Below are 17,871 nucleotides of genomic sequence, written 5' to 3' on the forward strand. Positions count from 1 at the left end.
CTCTTGCGCCAGGCGATGGCGGACTTGTACGCTCCGGGAGAACTGACGCTAAAAGCGGTCCAAAAGCCCGATTTCGATCATGGCCGATTCGACACGGCGGCGCGTTATGTTTACAACAGCGGCGGCTTCACCCCGGAGATGCTCGAAAGTAAGCCCGTGCGTGCGCTGATCGACGAGACGAACCGTGTTCTCGGTTCGACGATCACCGTGTCGCACGAAACACCGCCCGAACTGACGGCGGCGCTGCGGAACAACGTGTTCATCTTCTCCGGGCTGAAAACCTATCACTCGCTTTCCGAGGTCGGGCTGTCACTCACCAACAAGGATGGCAGCACCAAATCGTGGCCCGATTTCTACAACGAGGTGAAGGCCATCGACGGACAGTATAACGGCAATTACCTTTATGCCGAATACAATCACGCCGTCCACTCCGCACAGATGGCCGTGAAATGGCACGAGTGGGAAAAGGACGGCGACCAGTACGATCTGCAATACCGCACGGCTGGCGACGAACGTGTCCGCGAGGCGCACCGCCAGCTCGACGGCGTGACCCTGCCGCCGAGCGACAAGTTTTGGGAGCGCTACCTGCCGCCCAACGGCTGGAACTGCCGTTGTAATGTCGTGCAGGTCTTGCGCGACGACTATCCGCGCTCCGACAGCGACAAGGCCACGGCCATAGGCGACGAGTACACCCGGACCCCGAAGGCGCAGATGTTCCGGTTCAACGCGGGCAAGACCCTCGAAATATTCCCCGCGAAGCACCCATACCGAAAAGCCCCGGCGAAGGTGAAGAAGGCCGTCGAGCAGATGGCCGTCGAGCTGCGGACCCCGCAGGAAGTCGTCGATTTCCTGAACGCCTCCGAGGTGCGCCGGGCATGGTTCGAGCGCGGATTCAATTCGTTAATATCGACGACCGAGCGCGGCGTGAACGGATACACGGATATGCGGGGATTGATCGCCATGACGAAGGCACGGCTCGACAACGTGCTGGCCGGACTCACCAAGCTGCGGCAGGGGAAGGAGATCACCTTCGACGAGGCCGATGCGCTGGCGACCTTTTGGCACGAGATCACCCACAACCGGAACAAGCCGGGAAACATGCGCATGACATCTTTACAGACTCAATATATGGAGTTAGCAAACGAGTTCGTAGCGCGCAAGACCCTGCCGGAGTTCTACGAAGGAGTAGGCGGAAAGATGCAACATCCCGAATTTATGGCCGACCGCCAATCGACGGGATATAATAGGTGGGTGCGTAATTATTGTAAAGTCATTGAATTGACGGGGGCGGATGCCGAGGAGGTTCTTTCTGCTGTCCGGGAACATCTGTTCAGCCAACCATACGCCGAGCAGGATGCGGGATTGGTGAATGCGCTGATGCAAAGCGGCGCACTCAAAGCAGACGGGACGAAACTGAAAAGGTCAGAGGTGAAACGGATTGTAAAAGGCTGCTTGATGTTCGGCGAGGATATGTTACAGAAATACGTGGAGTCTATTCGTTGAAGACAGCCCGGTATTCATCGCCGAACTCGGCCTCGATGGCGGCCGCAAGTTGCCTGTCCTCGCAAAATTCAGCGAAAGCCATGAATGTAATGGCCCGATTCTGCTCGGACATAGGAGCGTTATCCGGACTTAACGACTGCATAAAGTCCTCCTTGTCGGCCTTGCTATGCCCGCCGAGAATCTCGTCGAGGACAGCAGGGTCGGTAGTAAAGTCGAGGAACGACTTGCTCCGGAGCTGTAAATTACCGTAGTCCATTGGATAAATGATGCGTTTTCGCAAAAGTAATGGTTTTCAATGTGAAAACAAAATAAATGCCGAGAAATATTGATCTCATGCCCCGCGTGTTGAGCGACATGCGGGTAAAGCTGGCGGAAATGTTCGATCAGAACTTCCGCGAGCAGGGATTCTTCGGGGCCAAATGGCGGCCGAAGAAGGTCTACTCGAAGGGCGGAAGTCCCACGATCTTGATCGTGACCGGGGCGATGCGGCGCGGCATCCGGGCGCAGGTGCGCGGCCGCAGCGTCGTGTTCACCTCCGACAAACCCTATACTGCCCTGCATAACGAAGGCGGCGTGTTCCGGCAGAACGTCCCGGCCCATTACCGCAACGTGCGCGGACGTCGCTCCATCGTGCGGGCGCACTCCCGGATGATGCGCATGCCGCAACGACAGTTCATCGGCGACCACGCGAAGGTGCAGCGGGCCATCGCCGACATTATGACCCGACACCTCGAACGCATCAGCCGCGACCTTACCAAAATCACCAAGATATGAGAAAGACCCTTTATTTGGCCCTCGAAGAAAGGCTAAAACAGATTGTTTTCGTGGATGGCGAGCCGACCTTCGAGCCGGATGCCGATAAACGCAAAGGCAAGCGCCCCGTGTTCCAGCACTTCGACATGTGGAACGAGAACATCCTGCAACTTGTCAAACAGCGACCGTTCGCAACACCTGCGCTGCTGGTCGAATACGACCCCATCCGCTGGAATTACGGCGGGCATAAAGTGCGAGAGGCCGATATTCTGATGCGGTTGCATGTCGTTACCGCGACGGCGGCCACGGCCGAGGCGGGCGGACGTTATCAGGACAAAGCCCTCGAACGCTTCGACATCATCAACGGCGTGACGCAGGCCCTACTCTCGTTCAGTTTCGACGACGGCGTCCGGCAGGCCGGGACGTTCCGGCAGGCCGAATCTGCAACCGACCACAACCACGAACAGGTTTGCGATGACATCGAAAGCTGGGTCGCCTTCTGCCGGGATGCGTCGGGGTGCAAGATTCCCGGAACCGCATCGTCGGTGCAGCGTTTCGAGCTGCGGCCGGGCCAGTAACGAACAACCCCCGGCCGTATGGCTGGGGGTTGTTGTTAAAATAGCGAGAGTTGCCGCTGGCGTTCGGCTTCTTCGGCCTCGTTCAACTCTTTGGGCGGGGTGGAAATGTAATTGAGGAACGTGCGGTAACACATCGGGTACACCGGGTAGACATGCTCCCGCCATACTGCCTTGTAGCACTTTTTCAATACACCAGCTTCGTAATGTTCGTTCACGATGTCGCAAACCAGTTTGATACGTCGCAGCGTGTTGATATTCCTTTTTACACCTTTTTTGCCCATTCTCCGAAAATATCGCTATCTTTGTCAAAACTTCCACCTTTTGACTCGTTGGCTGATATTTCGGTCGGCGAGTTTTTTTATTCCTGCTGTCTGTCTTGGCCCGTGAACGGCTCGATGCGAACCGTTCCTTCGTTCACTTTCCAGACACGGCCGAAGCCCTTGCAAATCGGACAACAGACGGACGAGACTCCTGCGGGGCCGGATGCGGTATATAATACATCATCACTAACTTGCCCCCGGCCGCCACAGTTTCGGCACAGTTCGACGGTTGCCTTGCGGTACTCTCGCGTTTTACACATTCGGCTTAATCCTCCTTCTCTTTTTTGGGTTCGACATAAAATGTTTCGGCTTGGCCTACGATGATGCCACACTTCTCCATCAGCGGAGCGATCTCCTCGTTTTCACGGTCAGCAAGGAGTTTGTCTTTCGCAATCGCTTCTTCGGTGCGGATGTACGACGGCAGGAACTCCCGGACCAGTTCCAGCGCGGCCGCCCATGTGAAGCCCCGGCGGGGTTTGAGTTGCGGGTTGCCTGTGCGGAAGCCGATAACGCCGTGCGTCGTTTCCATGCTCCGGCGCTTCGAGAACAGCACCTCGCGCTGTTCCGTGGCGAATACCTGCATGACCTCGAACGACTCGGCTTTCTGCTGCTCCAGCTCCGCGAGCCGTTCGGCGTTCCGCTCCCGAATGGCGACGAACTCCTTGTCCATTTCCGCGTTGATACTCTGCACATCGGCGTCCGCTGTCGCGTAACGGCCGAAAGCTTCCTCCATCTGTTCGCGCGTGATGCCCGACACGATGATCTTCTTTGCTCTTTTTGCCATAAAATTCGTTGTTTTAATTGTTCGATTGCCTTTTTTGTCCGGGGCCGATTTGACCGTTGGTTATTTCGCTTCCAAAATTGGAAGGTTCGCCTCCGTGGGAATGTATATAACCTTGCTGGGGACGTTGTTCTGCTGGCGTACCCACAGGTATTGAATGTAGGTCGGTGTAATTGACCCGTTCTCGATGCGGATAGCCTCGGCAGCACCTTTCGCCCGCTCGATTTCCGCCTGCGCGTTGAGTTTCTCGGCTTCCAGATTGGCTTTCGCTTCTTCAATCCGGATGCGGCGATTTTGCTCCGCCTTGGCAAACTCGGCTTTTCCGGCCATTTCCTGCTGCCAAACATTGTAGGAGGGACAGCCGACCAAAAGAGCTGCAACCAAACAACAGATGACCAATACAATGGCAATCCACCCGGTTGCGTAATATGTCGTTTTACCGTCGTAGCCGTTCGATGATGCAAATAATTTCATAATGTTTCCTTTTTTGTGGATTAATTTTTCAGTTGTTTGCTATGTCATACTATGGCCAGAATCAATGCTTCTGTGCATATTATCTGCCCCCCGCAAATCGTTTGCTAATTGCTTATCGCTTACAAGAGGCAGCAGGGCCTTCATAATCATCAACTGATTTTTCAAGATAGCGCTATCCATAAAGTTCATTGATTAAATTCCGGCTTACCCTTTGGTAAAGGGCCTTCCGCCGCGCTTTGTCGAGAACGTTAATGACCTTGTCGTTCCGACCTTTCATACCTGCGGCGACAAGACTATCCACGACGTTTTTTTCAGCGCCGCAGATGAACGATACTCCGGTGTGTGCTTTCCCATCGGTGGCTTTGCGCATTGCGAAAATGCCGAGGCCACAATCCTTTTCGAAGTCCGGGTCTGCATCGATCATCGCTTCCAATTCATTGATGATCTCCTTCATCCGCTGGATGAAGTCCGTTGATTTGCCGGGTTTCTTTTCCTTGGCAATGTCAATCGTCGCCACCGGAAGGGGGCGATTCCCGACGAGGATTTCAATGTCGCCCCATTTGTACTCCTTGGGCGGACGGATAAGGTTTGCGGGTGCATACTCAACCGCATAGGTCAGCCCTGTAACCGAGTCGAGGACGTTTACGGCCATCTCCGTATGCAGAACTTTCTTTTTTTCGCCGAATAGCGACAGCGGCACAGGTTCAAGTTCTACAAATTCCCGTTCGTAGGGGTCGGCGATGATTTTGTACTCCACGTCGCCGAGACGGGTTGTGCTGTTCGTTTTAAGGCACACGGCCTTTGCGAAGTTCGGCTTGTAGCCGAAACCGATGATTGATTTGTCGTTCATAGTGGTATGAAATTTAATTTACAGTGGGTTTTTCGTCTTTCAGTCGTATTTCACAGCGGCATAATTTCACTTCACGTCCGCTTTTCAGCATATCTGACCGTATTTTCGTGGTTAAAAAATCTGCCATTATCTTGCGCAATTCTTCTGTTGCAATAAGTTCATCGTCAAAGTCATCTTCAACAATCAATGATTGGGTTATTATCACTCTTGCCATAGTTCTGCGGATTATAGTTGTTTGATGATGATGTCGGCAAAACCTTCCGTTGTATTTCTGACGAGTTGAGCGAGAATTTCATCCGGGCCTCCTTTGTAGTCCATCAGCAACCCGACGGTCACATCATACGGAAGCAAAATAGAGCCGATACGGATTTGAACCTTGACAACTGGCCATGACTTGGGAAGCCACGATACATGCACGTTGCAGTCCATGCCCTCGGATATGGTTATGCGCTTTTCCAGTACAACGGCGCGGCGGAAGTTTACACGTATAAACCCCTTATCGACGAGCCGCAGGGCGAATTGTTCGAGAAATCGTTCTTGTGTGATTGTCATGTCAGTTAGGTATTTGTCGTTGTTCACTCTGCGAGTAGATCGCCATGCTTACCAGCTCGTCGATCATGCGGGAATCTTTCTGCTTATTGAGAAAGGCGTTGTAGACATTGCGCAGCCGTTCGGGAGGAATGCGGTTGAAGTTGTCGGACTTCGTGGCCCGACACGCAATCGCTTTGATGTCGGCGATGTTCTCCGGCTTGCCCTGCATCCGCAGCCAGCCGCCGATGGCCGCGATCACCTGCTTACGCAGGCGGTCGAGTTTCACAGCGTTGCTGTCAAGCCGCTTTTCGAGTGCGCGGCAGATGTTCATCAGATCGTCGTTGTTGATGTCCGCAGAACTCTCGACGCCGTAGCCTTCGATGATCGCGGCCTTCTCCTCGGCAGACAGGCGCAGCCTGCTGCAAAGGGTGTGAAACTGCCGAAGCAGCCACTTCTGTTGTTTTTCCATTACACTTGTTGCCATATTATTCAGTTATTCAATGTTTGCCAAATATTCCGCTGCGCCTTCCTCCCATATCACGAAGTCCTCGCCGCCTTCGCCCTTTTCCCGGTCCTCGAACCGCGTCGTCGTGAAAACCTTGTACCCCTCGACGTGCATCTTGATGTCGGACAACTTGCGGATTTTCTCGGCGATGGCGGGCGACGGTTTGCCCTTGTCGTCCTCGTGCGCGAGGAACACGAACAGCTTGTTCGGGAAATCGTTCACCAGCTTTTGATAATCCGACATCCGAAGCCCGATCAGACACATCACCGAGTCGATGATTACCACGTTCGGGCTCTTGCGCTTCGCCAGCCGCGCCCGCAGTTCCGGGATGCCTTCCTTGTCGAGCAGGATCACCTTCGCCCCGACGGCTTCCATGCCGACCCGGTTCCATGCCTTTTGCAGCGAGAGCGACAACCCCTGTTCGAGGGAGTCGAAGGCCACCTTATCGACGAAGTTCGTGAGGTACTTGGCGAGTTGCAGGGCAAACGTCGTTTTACCTACACCGGAATTGCCGAAAATCAACCACGACCCCTTTAATTCGGGACGGCCGAGGGCCGCCTTGAACGCGCCCTCGAACGGGGCCGGGTTGAATTTCGCATCCGCGACGTTCTTGTTGCTGATCGCCTTTGCCATTTAAAGAGCGTTTAATTGCCGTTTAAAGCCTCTTTTTTCGCTGCGTGAACACGCCGTTTCACGCGCCGCAGATCGCACTCACAGTCGTCGATGATCTCCTCGATGGTCGCCCGGTCCGTGACGCCGTTGGCAATGCACACAGCGGCGACATCTTCGTTGTTCACGACGGGCATCGGGATAAACTTTCGCCCCACACGCGAGTAGATTTCCTTGTAGCCTTTTCGGTTTGCCTTCACGCCGCGCGTGATGCGCTTCTTGAGGTAGTCGGTCGCGCAAATGACGATGCCGCACTGATCTTCGAGTTTGTTGTACAGGCTGATGAAAAAGTACAGAACTTGATCGCTCAACTTGTCGGCCTCGTCCATGACGATAATCGGCGTAGCCTTGCGTTTGAGGTTGTAGACGGCCTCGGAAACCATTTCGGCAACCGTGCTGCCCGTAGCCTCGACGCCCATCACCTGCAACAACTCGGCGAAGAACTGTTTGCGGTTCCAATACTCTGAGCAAGACAGCACGAACACGTCGCGGTGCTGGCGGGCGTATGTCTGTATCGCCTGCGACTTGCCGCACCCGGCATCACCCGTCACGGCCAGCACCAGCGCGTTCTCTTGCGCATCTTGGAGCAGGTCATACATGCGGGTATAACCTTGAGTCTGTATAACTACCCATTTGCGCGGGTCGTAACCGATCTGCGCCGCGATATTACGCCACATCTCCTCGGTGATTAACTCCCAGTTCCCGTTGAAGATTTGCGAGATTGTAGCGGCGCTTACGGCGTTGAGCGATGCGGCGGCCTTGTTTTGGCTGCCCTTCAAATCGCAGTACGCTTTCAGCAGGTCCGCGATGGCTTGTTTTTCGGTGTCTTTCATATCAGTAGAGATTAAATATTGATTCTTTCTTTATGGGTTTCGGGGCGATCTCCTCGACGGTCTTAACCTCGATCTCCTTCACATTCACGGCCGCGAGCCGCCGGGCGTTGCGCTGGTCCTTGTGCTGGCCTCGTGAGTCGCAGAGTACCGCACGGGCAAGGGGGTTGTCGAGTTGCGGGTTGTGGGCGAACAGTTGCTCGACTCGTTTGTCCGCTGTGGCAATGAACCCTTTGGCGTAGTCCTCTAAATGCGTATTGTATTGCTTCACCCGCGCGAGCTCCGCGGCGTCGCCCTCGGTCCGCTCCACCAGCGCCATCGGCTGCACGTATTTGCTTTCGAGCATGAACCGCAGCGCACCGTCGTCGCTCACGGCCAGCACTTGGTCGAGATTGTCCGGGTCGTACTTCACGTTCCAGCGAATGTGTGCGTACTGCCGGAAACGCAGGTCGAAGCAGTCGTAAGACCTGCGGGCGCCGAGCAGTTTCACATTCAGTCCCGAACCTTCGAGGGCGTTCTTGTAGCCCGTTTCCGCGCCGAAGTTGAGCAGGTATTGCTCCGTCGATAGCGGCAGACGGCGGTTTTCGGGAACCTCGGCCCACAGTTTCAGATAGTCGGCACGCTTAGCGGCGCGTTCCGCCTCGATGATATTTTCGATCTGCATCCGGCAGCCCGCCTCGTCGGGGAACTCCTTGCGGTAGGCGTTCAGCGCATCGGCGTTCGGCTGTTTTTTCTTGTCCGAGGTGATACCGAAGCCCGACCAGTTGCGGCACAGTTGGCAGTAGCCCTCGTTTAACGAACGGAAGTAACGCTCGACGGGTTTCGACTTGGCGTTCTTCACGCGGGCGGGCGTCACCTTGTCGCCAGCGACCGCATAGATCGGGAACATGGCCTTCATTGCGTAGTGGTCGCTCTGTATTTGGTTGGCCCGGTAGCGCTGGCCGAACAGCTCGGCTGTATGGTTCACGGCGTTGCGAACAGCCTCTTTTATCAGCGCCGAGTTCTCCTGCTCGCCGATGGCGTAGCCTATCGGGTAGTTCGTACAAGGGTCGAGGACCACAACCACGGTGAGACGGTTCGAGTAGGTCGTGACGGTATAGCCGTTCTTGTCGGTGGCCGTCCGCTGGAAATACAACTCCACATCCCAGCCGTCGAGGCTCCACATGTAGAGCGGCAACGCCGGGCGGCGGCGTTTCACCTGCATCGAGCGGTTATTGTAGAACTCCGAAGCGCCCAAGCGTCCGGCAGCCGTTTCCAGCCCGTATTTTTTGCGCATTTCCTGCACGGGGCGTTCCGTGATCGTCTTCCATCCAAGTTGTTCGGCAACGGCATTGTAGATCATCACGACCTGCTTGTCGTTCAGGTTGCGGGGGTCGGAAATCAATTTGAGTATCGTGGCCTTCTGATCGTCGCTCTCGACTTTCGCGGCGTTCGCATTTTGGAACTTGCCGGAGATCAGCACCTCATAGTTCGCTTTACCGCCCCGGAAGAACTCGTTAAATTTCTCCTGCAAACGGCGCGGATTTTCGGGCAGCGAGTGCGGGAATCGGTCGGCGATACGGGGCAGCGCCTTTGCCGCCTTCGCCCAAAATTCGGACTTCTTGACGCGCGGTTTGCTGACGCGCATGCGCTGCGAGTTGGCCCGGTCGAGCCGTGAGTGGAACGCTTCGAGTATCGCGGCGTTATAGGCGTATTCCTGCTGCTTGGTGAAGTCCAAGCCGCGGGTGCCGTCGATTTTATACTCCGCGTAGAAGTTCATCGCAACACCATCCGGAACGATCTCGTCGATAAACTCCTTGCTCGCGGCCTGCGCTTGCAGATCGGGGTAGCGGCGGTAAACCTCGTTTTTGTATTTCACAGGCAGGCTATCCACGGCGAACAGAGCCTCCGTCCCATTGCAGGCACGGCGGACTTGCTCGATTCTACCACGCTGTACCGACTTTTGTATCGCATCATAACTGATGATTCCGGCAAAGTCGTCATACGTTGCGCATAGCCTATTGTTGTAAACTTCCATTGTTTAACCTTTTGTTGTTGCTCCCGTGACCGGATTCGAACCGGCAACCGTCATCGCCTTGTAATGTGCCGCTCCACCATTGAGCTACACGGGAGTCGCGGTTTCCCGCTGAAATCGCTATATTTGTGCGTTCAACTACAAACTTTGCGATTATGGATAAGAAGATTGCGCCGTGGCGACTAAATTATGTCATAAACTACAATGATATAGGCGCTCTACACGCTTATCGAGAGACAATCCTTGCAATTCTAAAAAACGTCGCACGCCTTCGAGGAATCGAGTGCGCGATACAATCGCCAGCGACATCGCACGATGACGTTTGTTTACCGAATTCTCAATTTCAAGAAGATAGTCTATTTGACCTTGTATATTTCCGGCACGGACAGCCGACAACAATTTCTCGTAGTGAGTTCCGGAAAATGCTTGATCACATATTTGAGCCCTATAAATGCAAGTGTTTTGATCGCGTCGAGGTTTGTGCGCAACTTTTGAGCGCTTTGCCGAAATTCCCTTTCCCGGAACATATACCGGAGCCGCCTTCTGCGCTATCTCGATTTGTTGTGAAAACTTCGAAACTGCCGAGTTAGCAGCCATTTCGATAATTCGCTCCAATTCGTCGCGGGAGATTCTGTAATACTTTTCCATAGAAGTTTATTTTACACATTCAATTTTCCGGAGTGCTACGCAGCTTGCAACGAAATTCCCGACGGTCAGCAGGTGCGACCACAGGGGGTTCGTGTCGGCCCAGCCGCATACAAGCACCAGCGCCAGACACCACCACAGCCCGACCAGCTTGCACGTTTTAGGCAGTGCGACAAACTCACGGCCCAGCAGCCGGATAGTCCAATATTTCAGAAAGCGTTTCATAAGGGTTCGGTTATTCTGTTGCCGAGGTTAGGTTCTCGATGACATCACCCGCGGCCGTCATCGCTTCGTCGAGGTACTCAATCACCGTCTGGGCGCGGTCGCCTTTATCGCCGTCTTGGAAGGCTTCGGGCATGTTGTTGTAATACTCCTCCTCTTCGGTTCTGATCTCTTCGATCTCCGACTTGATACCCTCCGTCTTCTCGATAAGGTCCCGGAGGTGTTTTCTGCGTGTGTTGTTCATAATCAAAATAAGGCTAATTGAGTGAATGTAAGTTCGCGCCGCTTATCATCTATCTGCTTAATCATATTGCGGATGTACGGTGCAATCGCGCTCGGTTTGACAACATCGGAATTGTCGCCGGAATCATAATCACGCTCTTTGATACAGTATGGTAATTCTTGTTCAAAATGGCGGCGGGCTTCTTCCAATGCAGCTAATATTGCCTCGTTCTCCGTCGCATAGCCACCATTTGGCATGTCTATGAAACCTGCTGCACAATGGCTGCCCGATTTACTTGTCGAATAGTCTTTGCCGTAATCCCAGCGTCCATTGGGAGATTGAGCAGTACGGATTTTGACATAGCAATAGCGGTTTGATAAGTACACGGGAGTGTTCGGTGTGACACACACATCAGTGACATTGAAGTTGAAGCCGTGATATTGCAGCACAGATTCTTTTCCGGTATCAATTCCGGCGACCCGCTTTGCGTCCAGATATGAGCACCACTCCTCAAAAGTGAACTGCTGTCCGGTACATCGGCAGATGTGATGGATTTTTTTCATATCATTTATTATTCTTTACTACTCCGCCGCGGTCGATTGCCACTTTGCGGATTTTCTTTGCGAGGTCGGTATTGGTCTGACCACTCAATGCCTCGCTGACGGTTTTTCGGGCTATACCGAACAGCCGCGCCAGTTTTGCGACCTCGCCATGCTCCACGAGTACTTTTGCCATAGATTCAATTATTTTCGTATATTTGTCGCCAAGGTTACATTTGAAACCTCGATGCAAATATAGATAATTATCTTTACTTGGCAAGATAAAAATCATCATTTTTTATGAATGAAAAGGACAAAATAAAACAATACCTTGAATATAAGGGAATTAGCAAAAATAGATTTTACAACCAAACAGGGCTGTCGGTAGGCTTTTTGGATAGTGGGAAATCGCTGGGAGTAGACAAGGCAAAGATAATTATCAACAAATTCCCTGATTTAAGCCTTGAATGGCTGGTTATGGATAAAGGCAATATGCTCAATACTGAGGATACACAATTATCTGGGGTGAATATTGCCGAGCAGTTTCCTTTACGAACGGACCGGACATTGGATTTACAGAGCGTGCCTCTTTACGAACTTGACGCTGCGGCTGGACTGGTGGCGCTCTTTGCTGATACAACACGCCCGACCCCTATCAGTCATTTGCAAATACCTAATCTGCCGCCCTGCGATGGGGCTATATATGTTCGAGGGGATTCCATGTACCCGCTTCTTAAAAGCGGCGATATTGTTCTATACAAGGAGATCAACAACACAAACGGCTGTTTGCTGTGGGGCGAAATGTATCTTTTATCTTTCACGCTTGACGGCGAAGACTACATCACTATCAAATACGTACAGAAGTCAGAGGTTGAAGGATTTGTGCGGCTGGTAAGCCACAATCCCCACCATGCCCCGCAAGAAATTCCGAGGGATTCAATTCGTGCGGTCGCGTTGGTAAAAGCCAGCGTCAGATTCAACACAATGGGGTGAAAAATATTTTTTTTGTGCCATTTTTACCGAAATATCGGCATAAAGAACTGAAAACAAGACTTATAAATAGCAAAAAGCACCGTGATTTACCGGTGTTTTTTTGGTATTATAGGGGGTCGAATCGCTGAAAAATGCCCGTTTTTTGATTGAAATATGGTATTATAGGGGGTTGAATCGGCTTAATTTGTCCATCCAACTGTCCGCCCAACTGTCCGTCCAACTCCGAAAATGCCCGTTTTTTCGACAAAACGAAATGTACAATTTTCGGGGAAAGGTCGAAATATGGCCCGGTTTTCAAAGGCTGTTTAAGGAGCGATTAAACACCGGGCTGCTTTGCCCTTTTTTCGCCGATTTCGCGCCGTCAGGTGGTTCTCGTTAGGAAACGGGCACAAAAAAAGCGTGCAATCCCAATACACGCCTGTAAAATCGAATCTAAATCCAAGTACCGGAGCCGTCCGAGGCCGTCAAATCACGGTATAATCCCAATAAATCACATTTCGTTTTTCGAGCCAAAATTTGACGCTCTGCTGTAAGTTATTGGTTTTCTGTATGCTGTACTGCTTTTCCTGCTATCCTCTTTGTACTTTTCGTTTGTCTGCCCATAAGACCTCCAGTAAGTTCATATATCTTTATAAAATCTATTAAAAAATTAGATATATCAGGACTTTTTACAGTTTTCACGAGCCACAGCAAGAAATCTCTGTCTTTCTCTGTGATCGGTTGAACCCTATAAAAATCTTTGCTTTGGGCAACTTTTTTCAAGTCGCCTCTAACTGGGATTGGCTCGCCACCTTTTATAGACTGATAAAGCGTTTTTTCCGAATTATGCCATAATTCCAAATAGCAACGAGGGACATAATGCTGATTTCGCTTTTTCTCGATAAATTTCGGAGATAAGTTAACGCCGTTTTCTGCGGCCCATTTCTCAATTATCGCATGTGCTTTTTTAGTAGTCTCTACAATTTCATTATATTCCGACTCATCTTGTATTTTGGTATCAACAGCCATGTTTTTTGTGATATTTTGTTAAATATTCATGCCGCCCAATACTCATAAAATTGAGATAGGACTCATGGTAGCGCCTCCACAGATCTTGTGGCAGCACATGCGAATGTGCTTTGATCTCATCATGAGTTAGCGTGTCCGGCAACTCTACTCCTGTAACAACGAAATAAGCTCGTCGCCCGGCCTCTGTACGTGTATATTCTCCCTTCGGCATAAATTTTCAGTTATTTTTTAGGTTCTGGCAGTACGTCATCAGCAATCTCGTCCAGAAGCATTGCACATATCGCCTCCTTCTCTTCATGTTTCAAGGCATAGCTGTTCAGTAATGCCTTCAGATACGGGATCGCCCGCCGGACAAATTCCGTATCGGCTTCCGGCTTTATCATTATGCGACCACCGCCAAACAACCAGCCGAACATCTGGTTGGCTTTCGTATGCCCCATGTAGAACCCGCGGCGCTTCGCCTCCTCAAGCAATGCCGCATCTGCCTTCAGCGTGGAGAATACCTCTTCGACACGTTTGATCTCGGGAAACGGATAGGCCATCAGGCTCAATCTCAATTTATCTTCAGTCTCCGGCATATTTCATCCAATTTGTTGAGTCGTGAAGGGAAGAAATTGTCTGTTATTCATCTACTTGTTCGGTATCGACTTTCCGCAGCCTCCATGCAACAGCATATCCGGTTTCGATATAAGGATAAACCCAGTTACATACATGGTCGCCCACGATCTTCCGGATCGTCCCGTCTGAAAAAAGGACATCAACAAGGCCGGTCGTCGGAACTGACTTCGTTGTAGGCTCCCAGCCAGCCAATAACTGATGCCGTTCATCAGACCGGGCACGGTCAATAGCCAGATAAGCCGTAGACACATCGACCATGTTATCCCCGTTATTCATTTTGATAGCATCGTTGTCGATAATTTGGTATGCCCAATCCTTATTTTCCATCTTTTTCCCATTGTTCTTCTTGGGTCTGCTCCCAGCCGGCTGTTTTCAAATAGTGCCTCATACGCTCTTCAGGAATAGACCTGCCGGCTAAGAACAGGCGTTTGTCCCGCACAGCCTGCTGTCTGATATATTCGCTGTTTTTGTACCAAAGAGGCTGCGTTATCAATAAAGAGAATGCTTCTTTCAGTGTCATAAGATATATCTTTGGCACAAAGATAGTAAGCATTTCGTCAAGAAACAATTTCGTTTCCAATATTTTTCACTCAAAACCCATTTATACCATCGTATAGACTTTATGGACGATGATTAAAAATAGTACTTCAGCCCGATATTGGCCATCATCTTAACATTATCGAACTGAGTCTTTATCAGGTAGGTCATACGGGGCTCCAGAGCAATAGCCCAATGCCGGCCGAGGACATACTCGACGTCACACTGCAACATGAGGCCGTAAACAAACTGGTTACCGTAAGGCAGAATGTTCCCTTGGCGGGATCGCTGATCGCACTGCTCCCCGCCCAGAAGTACGCCGCCTGTCGGCGACACGATAAACCGTCCCAGCGGGATCGCATACCGGTAGTGCAATACCCCAAGCCACTGCGACGTATGGAACGAGTCGCCCTGCGTCGCGTCATAACGGGTTCGGTCAAGGATAATCCCGGCCCCCAAGATCGAACGTTCTGAAAGATAGCTGTCGATCCGCACGGTGCTGACGAACCCTCCGACATTGCTTATTCCACCGCTGACTCCAAGAGCCACCTGCCCCTTATACCCGATCTGCGCCCGAGCGCTCATGGCCGCAAGCAACATGACAGCCACCACCAATGCCTTTTTTATCATTTCTTCTATTTTTAAAGTTATTATACTTGCCGCGAGCGAAAATGCCGACCTCTTCGATCAGCGTTCCGAGTAGCGATAAAATCGCTTTCCCCGTCATATTGCCGAGCTCCGCCCCCGAAGAGAGATACCCCGACAACCCCATCCGAAAAAACCTCATAGCTTGCGGGCTTCGATAATGAACGTTTCTGGGATTCGCAGCCCGATATTTCGATCCCCGCCCTGTTCGAGCACTTCAGCCAGCAGCACCTTATCCTTACCTATGGTAAACTTCTCAAAGCAATAGATCACCTCGGTTATACTCTTCGCCCCTATCGTATGGACATCGACATCGGCCCCGACAGGCAGGATCTGCAACCGCTCCTGAGAAGATGTTTTCCGGGTCTTCCTCGCCGTAACCGAAAAGGCGATATAGTCTACATCAAAAGGCACGTTGCTATTGTTCTGAATGCTGAATTTGAAAAATATATGCGTCCTATCGACATACACGCCCTTGAGCACGAAAATCAGTTTTTGCAGTTTCGCAACATTGTTGGTCACAAGGTATGCCCCTTGTTCGCTCACCTTTGAAAACAGGGATGCGGAATCAGGCAGCACTGCTTCGGCTGCCGCGACCGCATCGACGTCCGGCACGCCCGGTTCCGCCACAGCCGGGGCATCCTGCCTCCCGGCTTCGTCCTGATAAAATGCCATTGCCGGCCGAATAATGTAGTTCACGCATTTCGCGGCATCGTTATACACCAGATTAAAGGCATAGTAGTAACCATCGCTGGTCACGACATTGAGGTTCGTTTCATCCAGCGGCATAACCGGCTGGATGTAGAGCACCTTGCCGTCACTCTGTGTCAAAGCGTCGAAATTATCCGAGGGCCCGGCGATGTAACCAGTCCTGAATTTGACAATATCCGCAGGAAAGATCATTTGCGTCACCTTGTCTTTACGCCACTCGATCGTATTCTGGCCGTACGATGTAGTTGCCAGACACCCGGCCAGCATCAAGAATAATAATCTCTTCATTTTTCTACGATTTTAAGTATTACGGTCTGATTATCTATCAGCTTCACCTCGGTGCTTTTTGCAGAGCGCACCTGATTGCCCACACCGGACACGACAGACCCGACGACACGGCCGATCGTACCTCCATAGGCTGACATCGCCGTGCTCGCCTCCTGCAACATCGACGAGGACGATTCCGAGTTGGTTATTTTCCCCACCTCGTCATAGTCCAGCGGAATGCCGGCGATCCCATCCGATCCATACACTTCCAACGGCAATGCGAAAACGCCGTTGCCGAGGCGTACGGAATTTATATTTATCGTCAGACGGTTCTCGGAGATCTGCGTATATCCGGCCAGAAGCGTATTCTCCGGGATCGTGACAGCACCATAGCGGATCGGCTCCTTTGTCCGGAACAAAGCGGTCTGGCCACTGCGTACTATCTGCGTTCCGTGTATCACGGCCCGGAACATCGCAGGCCGTGCGGAATCGCTCCGGGCAGCCTCGGAAGGGCTGCCCATACCCCAGTTCTGGCGCATGGCCCGCCGACGTCGTTCTTCGGGCGTCTCGGCCGGAGCCGGCGGCACGTCCGCAGCGGGTGTCTGCTGCGTCGCAACTTCCGGCTGCTCCCGTGCCACCGTCCGTGTATCGTCAGGCGCTTCCTCGTATATGCTCCGGACATTCCGGGAGATCTCTTCGTACGCCTGCTCGAACCGGATCTCCTGCGCCTTATTCTCTACGGCCGGAGCTGCGGAAGCCGCGGCCGCAGCCTTTTCAGCCTCGGGTTTCTTACTTACGGCGGGCGGAGGTGCGAAGCTCGCGGCTGAACGCCGGTAGAATTCATCCTTTTCATTGGCGTAGGCCATATACGCTTCTGATTTTGTCGTGAAGGTCTTATCCGCAATCGCTTCGCCGATCGTCTCCACGGAATTCCTCTTGCCGGGCCTATCCTGATCCTTCTTCATCAGATAAAGCGCCAGAACCAGCAGAACCAAGGCTCCAATGACTATCACGCTGATTTTAATTAACTGCTTGTTCATCTTCCTTGACTTGAATTATTTTCCGTTCCAAAAACGGCTCGATCCACAGGCCGTGCGGGTTGTTGGGCCAGCTGCGCTCGATCACCCGGATACTTCCGTCGGCGAACACTCGCCAGAGCCGGGCGTAGCCGGTGCCCTTTTCATGAAGATCCACCGCCATTTCGAACGCAAAGGTGCCATCCTCGTTCGGCGTGATCCGAAGTTCCGCGATCTTGGCCTCATAGCGGATGTTACCCTGGATAAAGCGATTGAAAAAACCGGCTTCCCTGCGCGCGATATACATATCCCGGATACTGTTGCCGCCGAGCCACCCGGCGGCTTCGGCCTTCGCCTCCCATGTATCCTGCGTCAAGGCATACCAATCATCGACGAACATGGCCAGGTGATGGCGAATCTCGATCTCGATATTATCCCTGCGCTGGGCATACCGTGCCGGAATAACTTCTCCGTCCGTAGCCACGTAGTAGGAGAACTCCAGCTGCTTGCCGAGCGTTTCCCGACGTTCGAGATAGTTGAGTATAAACGACACCAGCACCAGTAGCAGGCACAGGACGGTAATCAGGTTGTTACGCTCCAGTATTTTTCGAAACGACTGTATTTTTTCAGGGATCATAG

At 52.3% G+C, this 17,871-nt stretch carries 28 protein-coding genes and 1 tRNA gene; 4 read left to right on the forward strand and 25 right to left on the reverse strand.

The genetic code is table 11. The features are described from left to right. Positions 1–15 precede the first annotated feature (15 nt). Positions 16–1,503, forward strand: a complete 1,488-nt coding sequence (locus ALFI_RS03865) for a phage head morphogenesis protein (protein WP_014774846.1) — start codon at positions 16–18, stop codon at positions 1,501–1,503. On the opposite strand, the gene ALFI_RS03870 is transcribed toward ALFI_RS03865, so the two are convergent. Then, a complete protein-coding gene (locus tag ALFI_RS03870; protein WP_014774847.1) occupies positions 1,493–1,759 on the reverse strand; it encodes a hypothetical protein in 267 nt (88 codons plus the stop codon). The genes ALFI_RS03865 and ALFI_RS03870 overlap by 11 nt on opposite strands. Before the next feature lie 56 nt (positions 1,760–1,815). Between ALFI_RS03870 and ALFI_RS03875 the strand changes: the two genes are divergently transcribed. Both ALFI_RS03875 and ALFI_RS03880 read left to right on the forward strand, forming a co-directional pair. Next, positions 1,816–2,277, forward strand: a complete 462-nt coding sequence (locus ALFI_RS03875; RefSeq protein ID WP_014774848.1) for a phage virion morphogenesis family protein — start codon at positions 1,816–1,818, stop codon at positions 2,275–2,277. Beyond that, positions 2,274–2,834, forward strand: coding sequence for a hypothetical protein (locus ALFI_RS03880; RefSeq protein ID WP_014774849.1), 561 nt, complete (start codon positions 2,274–2,276; stop codon positions 2,832–2,834). Before ALFI_RS03875 ends, ALFI_RS03880 begins: the two co-directional genes overlap by 4 nt. Positions 2,835–2,869: 35 nt before the next feature. Here the strand turns inward: ALFI_RS03880 and ALFI_RS03885 are convergent, their stop codons facing one another. The 16 genes from ALFI_RS03885 to ALFI_RS16865 all read right to left on the reverse strand — a co-directional run bounded on the left by ALFI_RS03885 (position 2,870) and on the right by ALFI_RS16865 (position 11,633). Next, on the reverse strand, positions 2,870–3,115 hold the full coding sequence (locus ALFI_RS03885) for a hypothetical protein (RefSeq protein WP_014774850.1): 246 nt from the start codon (positions 3,113–3,115) through the stop codon (positions 2,870–2,872). 304 nt (positions 3,116–3,419) lie between these two features. Next, complete coding sequence (locus tag ALFI_RS03890; protein WP_014774852.1) at positions 3,420–3,938, reverse strand: host-nuclease inhibitor Gam family protein; 519 nt, start codon at positions 3,936–3,938, stop codon at positions 3,420–3,422. 60 nt (positions 3,939–3,998) lie between these two features. Further along, entirely contained in the window at positions 3,999–4,409 is a 411-nt protein-coding gene (locus ALFI_RS17745) for a hypothetical protein (RefSeq protein WP_014774853.1), read from the reverse strand. Between the two features lie 172 nt (positions 4,410–4,581). Continuing rightward, positions 4,582–5,259, reverse strand: coding sequence for a hypothetical protein (locus ALFI_RS03900; protein ID WP_014774854.1), 678 nt, complete (start codon positions 5,257–5,259; stop codon positions 4,582–4,584). Between the two features lie 13 nt (positions 5,260–5,272). Continuing rightward, entirely contained in the window at positions 5,273–5,473 is a 201-nt protein-coding gene (locus ALFI_RS16860; protein ID WP_155835631.1) for a hypothetical protein, read from the reverse strand. A gap of 11 nt (positions 5,474–5,484) precedes the next feature. Next, entirely contained in the window at positions 5,485–5,811 is a 327-nt protein-coding gene (locus ALFI_RS03905) for a hypothetical protein (protein ID WP_014774855.1), read from the reverse strand. 1 nt (position 5,812) lies between these two features. Then, positions 5,813–6,274: a hypothetical protein gene (locus tag ALFI_RS03910; RefSeq protein ID WP_014774856.1), complete on the reverse strand. Its 462-nt coding sequence runs from the start codon at positions 6,272–6,274 to the stop codon at positions 5,813–5,815. A 9-nt stretch (positions 6,275–6,283) separates the two neighbouring features. After that, complete coding sequence (locus tag ALFI_RS03915; protein ID WP_014774857.1) at positions 6,284–6,928, reverse strand: ATP-binding protein; 645 nt, start codon at positions 6,926–6,928, stop codon at positions 6,284–6,286. Between the two features lie 11 nt (positions 6,929–6,939). After that, positions 6,940–7,797 carry an AAA family ATPase gene (locus ALFI_RS03920; RefSeq protein ID WP_014774858.1) on the reverse strand — a complete coding sequence of 286 codons (858 nt, stop codon included), beginning with the start codon at positions 7,795–7,797 and terminating at the stop codon, positions 6,940–6,942. A 1-nt stretch (position 7,798) separates the two neighbouring features. After that, positions 7,799–9,652 (reverse strand): hypothetical protein, encoded by a 1,854-nt coding sequence (locus tag ALFI_RS03925; protein ID WP_244265003.1) that lies wholly within the window; start codon positions 9,650–9,652, stop codon positions 7,799–7,801. A 179-nt stretch (positions 9,653–9,831) separates the two neighbouring features. Further along, positions 9,832–9,905: transfer RNA gene (locus ALFI_RS03930), tRNA-Val, on the reverse strand. A 95-nt stretch (positions 9,906–10,000) separates the two neighbouring features. Beyond that, entirely contained in the window at positions 10,001–10,456 is a 456-nt protein-coding gene (locus ALFI_RS03935; protein ID WP_042493233.1) for a hypothetical protein, read from the reverse strand. Between the two features lie 6 nt (positions 10,457–10,462). Beyond that, on the reverse strand, positions 10,463–10,678 hold the full coding sequence (locus ALFI_RS03940; protein WP_014774860.1) for a hypothetical protein: 216 nt from the start codon (positions 10,676–10,678) through the stop codon (positions 10,463–10,465). Between the two features lie 10 nt (positions 10,679–10,688). Next, complete coding sequence (locus tag ALFI_RS03945) at positions 10,689–10,919, reverse strand: hypothetical protein (protein WP_014774861.1); 231 nt, start codon at positions 10,917–10,919, stop codon at positions 10,689–10,691. 2 nt (positions 10,920–10,921) lie between these two features. Continuing rightward, positions 10,922–11,461: a hypothetical protein gene (locus ALFI_RS03950; RefSeq protein WP_014774862.1), complete on the reverse strand. Its 540-nt coding sequence runs from the start codon at positions 11,459–11,461 to the stop codon at positions 10,922–10,924. A gap of 1 nt (position 11,462) precedes the next feature. Then, positions 11,463–11,633 carry a hypothetical protein gene (locus ALFI_RS16865; RefSeq protein ID WP_014774863.1) on the reverse strand — a complete coding sequence of 57 codons (171 nt, stop codon included), beginning with the start codon at positions 11,631–11,633 and terminating at the stop codon, positions 11,463–11,465. A 104-nt stretch (positions 11,634–11,737) separates the two neighbouring features. Here ALFI_RS16865 and ALFI_RS03960 point away from each other — a divergent pair, with 104 nt between their 5' ends. Then, positions 11,738–12,430 carry a S24 family peptidase gene (locus ALFI_RS03960; RefSeq protein ID WP_014774864.1) on the forward strand — a complete coding sequence of 231 codons (693 nt, stop codon included), beginning with the start codon at positions 11,738–11,740 and terminating at the stop codon, positions 12,428–12,430. A 534-nt stretch (positions 12,431–12,964) separates the two neighbouring features. Here the strand turns inward: ALFI_RS03960 and ALFI_RS03970 are convergent. The 8 genes from ALFI_RS03970 to ALFI_RS04005 form a co-directional block, all read right to left on the reverse strand. After that, on the reverse strand, positions 12,965–13,438 hold the full coding sequence (locus tag ALFI_RS03970) for a DUF4238 domain-containing protein (RefSeq protein ID WP_042493238.1): 474 nt from the start codon (positions 13,436–13,438) through the stop codon (positions 12,965–12,967). Between the two features lie 221 nt (positions 13,439–13,659). Next, on the reverse strand, positions 13,660–14,016 hold the full coding sequence (locus ALFI_RS03975) for a hypothetical protein (RefSeq protein ID WP_014774865.1): 357 nt from the start codon (positions 14,014–14,016) through the stop codon (positions 13,660–13,662). Positions 14,017–14,059: 43 nt separating this feature from the next. Next, a complete protein-coding gene (locus tag ALFI_RS03980; protein ID WP_014774866.1) occupies positions 14,060–14,383 on the reverse strand; it encodes a hypothetical protein in 324 nt (107 codons plus the stop codon). Next, complete coding sequence (locus ALFI_RS03985) at positions 14,373–14,576, reverse strand: hypothetical protein (protein WP_042493943.1); 204 nt, start codon at positions 14,574–14,576, stop codon at positions 14,373–14,375. Before ALFI_RS03985 ends, ALFI_RS03980 begins: the two co-directional genes overlap by 11 nt. A gap of 113 nt (positions 14,577–14,689) precedes the next feature. Beyond that, positions 14,690–15,223: a hypothetical protein gene (locus ALFI_RS03990; protein ID WP_014774868.1), complete on the reverse strand. Its 534-nt coding sequence runs from the start codon at positions 15,221–15,223 to the stop codon at positions 14,690–14,692. Between the two features lie 153 nt (positions 15,224–15,376). Next, complete coding sequence (locus ALFI_RS03995; RefSeq protein ID WP_014774869.1) at positions 15,377–16,237, reverse strand: DUF4138 domain-containing protein; 861 nt, start codon at positions 16,235–16,237, stop codon at positions 15,377–15,379. Then, a complete protein-coding gene (traM, locus tag ALFI_RS04000) occupies positions 16,234–17,256 on the reverse strand; it encodes a conjugative transposon protein TraM (RefSeq protein ID WP_014774870.1) in 1,023 nt (340 codons plus the stop codon). Before traM ends, ALFI_RS03995 begins: the two co-directional genes overlap by 4 nt. Continuing rightward, entirely contained in the window at positions 17,237–17,869 is a 633-nt protein-coding gene (locus ALFI_RS04005; protein ID WP_014774871.1) for a hypothetical protein, read from the reverse strand. Before ALFI_RS04005 ends, traM begins: the two co-directional genes overlap by 20 nt. Between the last annotated feature and the right edge of the window lie 2 nt (positions 17,870–17,871).

This window comes from Alistipes finegoldii DSM 17242 (assembly GCF_000265365.1).
Taxonomy (GTDB): Bacteria; Bacteroidota; Bacteroidia; order Bacteroidales; family Rikenellaceae; genus Alistipes; species Alistipes finegoldii.

Coding starts and splice junctions, on each gene's coding strand:
- ALFI_RS03950 (WP_014774862.1), bottom strand. CDS start 11,461: ATGAAAAAAATCCATCACATCTGCCGATGTACCGGACAGCAGTTCACT.
- ALFI_RS03865 (WP_014774846.1), top strand. CDS start 16: ATGGCGGACTTGTACGCTCCGGGAGAACTGACGCTAAAAGCGGTCCAA.
- ALFI_RS03935 (WP_042493233.1), bottom strand. CDS start 10,456: ATGGAAAAGTATTACAGAATCTCCCGCGACGAATTGGAGCGAATTATC.
- ALFI_RS03970 (WP_042493238.1), bottom strand. CDS start 13,438: ATGGCTGTTGATACCAAAATACAAGATGAGTCGGAATATAATGAAATT.
- ALFI_RS03945 (WP_014774861.1), bottom strand. CDS start 10,919: ATGAACAACACACGCAGAAAACACCTCCGGGACCTTATCGAGAAGACG.
- ALFI_RS03990 (WP_014774868.1), bottom strand. CDS start 15,223: ATGATAAAAAAGGCATTGGTGGTGGCTGTCATGTTGCTTGCGGCCATG.
- ALFI_RS03875 (WP_014774848.1), top strand. CDS start 1,816: ATGCCGAGAAATATTGATCTCATGCCCCGCGTGTTGAGCGACATGCGG.
- ALFI_RS16860 (WP_155835631.1), bottom strand. CDS start 5,473: ATGGCAAGAGTGATAATAACCCAATCATTGATTGTTGAAGATGACTTT.
- ALFI_RS17745 (WP_014774853.1), bottom strand. CDS start 4,409: ATGAAATTATTTGCATCATCGAACGGCTACGACGGTAAAACGACATAT.
- ALFI_RS03880 (WP_014774849.1), top strand. CDS start 2,274: ATGAGAAAGACCCTTTATTTGGCCCTCGAAGAAAGGCTAAAACAGATT.
- ALFI_RS03960 (WP_014774864.1), top strand. CDS start 11,738: ATGAATGAAAAGGACAAAATAAAACAATACCTTGAATATAAGGGAATT.
- ALFI_RS04005 (WP_014774871.1), bottom strand. CDS start 17,869: ATGATCCCTGAAAAAATACAGTCGTTTCGAAAAATACTGGAGCGTAAC.
- ALFI_RS03885 (WP_014774850.1), bottom strand. CDS start 3,115: ATGGGCAAAAAAGGTGTAAAAAGGAATATCAACACGCTGCGACGTATC.
- ALFI_RS03975 (WP_014774865.1), bottom strand. CDS start 14,016: ATGCCGGAGACTGAAGATAAATTGAGATTGAGCCTGATGGCCTATCCG.
- ALFI_RS03980 (WP_014774866.1), bottom strand. CDS start 14,383: ATGGAAAATAAGGATTGGGCATACCAAATTATCGACAACGATGCTATC.
- ALFI_RS03995 (WP_014774869.1), bottom strand. CDS start 16,237: ATGAAGAGATTATTATTCTTGATGCTGGCCGGGTGTCTGGCAACTACA.
- traM (WP_014774870.1), bottom strand. CDS start 17,256: ATGAACAAGCAGTTAATTAAAATCAGCGTGATAGTCATTGGAGCCTTG.
- ALFI_RS03905 (WP_014774855.1), bottom strand. CDS start 5,811: ATGACAATCACACAAGAACGATTTCTCGAACAATTCGCCCTGCGGCTC.
- ALFI_RS03910 (WP_014774856.1), bottom strand. CDS start 6,274: ATGGCAACAAGTGTAATGGAAAAACAACAGAAGTGGCTGCTTCGGCAG.
- ALFI_RS03890 (WP_014774852.1), bottom strand. CDS start 3,938: ATGGCAAAAAGAGCAAAGAAGATCATCGTGTCGGGCATCACGCGCGAA.
- ALFI_RS03940 (WP_014774860.1), bottom strand. CDS start 10,678: ATGAAACGCTTTCTGAAATATTGGACTATCCGGCTGCTGGGCCGTGAG.
- ALFI_RS03915 (WP_014774857.1), bottom strand. CDS start 6,928: ATGGCAAAGGCGATCAGCAACAAGAACGTCGCGGATGCGAAATTCAAC.
- ALFI_RS03900 (WP_014774854.1), bottom strand. CDS start 5,259: ATGAACGACAAATCAATCATCGGTTTCGGCTACAAGCCGAACTTCGCA.
- ALFI_RS03985 (WP_042493943.1), bottom strand. CDS start 14,576: ATGACACTGAAAGAAGCATTCTCTTTATTGATAACGCAGCCTCTTTGG.
- ALFI_RS16865 (WP_014774863.1), bottom strand. CDS start 11,633: ATGGCAAAAGTACTCGTGGAGCATGGCGAGGTCGCAAAACTGGCGCGG.
- ALFI_RS03920 (WP_014774858.1), bottom strand. CDS start 7,797: ATGAAAGACACCGAAAAACAAGCCATCGCGGACCTGCTGAAAGCGTAC.
- ALFI_RS03870 (WP_014774847.1), bottom strand. CDS start 1,759: ATGGACTACGGTAATTTACAGCTCCGGAGCAAGTCGTTCCTCGACTTT.